At 58.9% G+C, this 319-nt stretch carries 1 protein-coding gene; it reads left to right on the top strand.

Going from position 1 to position 319, the window contains the following annotated elements; genetic code table 11:
* Positions 1-319: DNA-binding domain-containing protein (locus EII41_RS13875; RefSeq protein ID WP_317615880.1), on the top strand; the 319-nt coding region annotated here is incomplete at both ends.

Below are 319 nucleotides of genomic sequence, written 5' to 3'. Positions count from 1 at the left end.
GATGAGTAAAACAAGGCACACCATCAAAGCGTATCTCTACGACAACCTGCTGACGCCCGACCCGAACGATTTCACAGCCCGCGTCAGCTCCGAACGAAGTCTTTCCGTGGCCGACATCTGCCACTCGGCCGCCACGCGCGGCGGAGCAGACATCGGCGAAGCAGCCATGAGTCACGCCGTAGAACTCTTCCTCAAGGAGATGGCCTACCGACTGTGCGACGGATTCGCCGTCAACACCGGCTATTTCACGGCCATGCCCATGATCCGGGGCGTATTCCTCAATCCGAACGAAACGTTCGATCCGCAGCGTCACACACTC

The sequence above is a fragment of the Tannerella forsythia genome (genome assembly GCF_003860135.1).
GTDB lineage: Bacteria > Bacteroidota > Bacteroidia > Bacteroidales > Tannerellaceae > Tannerella > Tannerella forsythia_A.
This window is presented reverse-complemented; position numbering and strand designations above follow the sequence as displayed.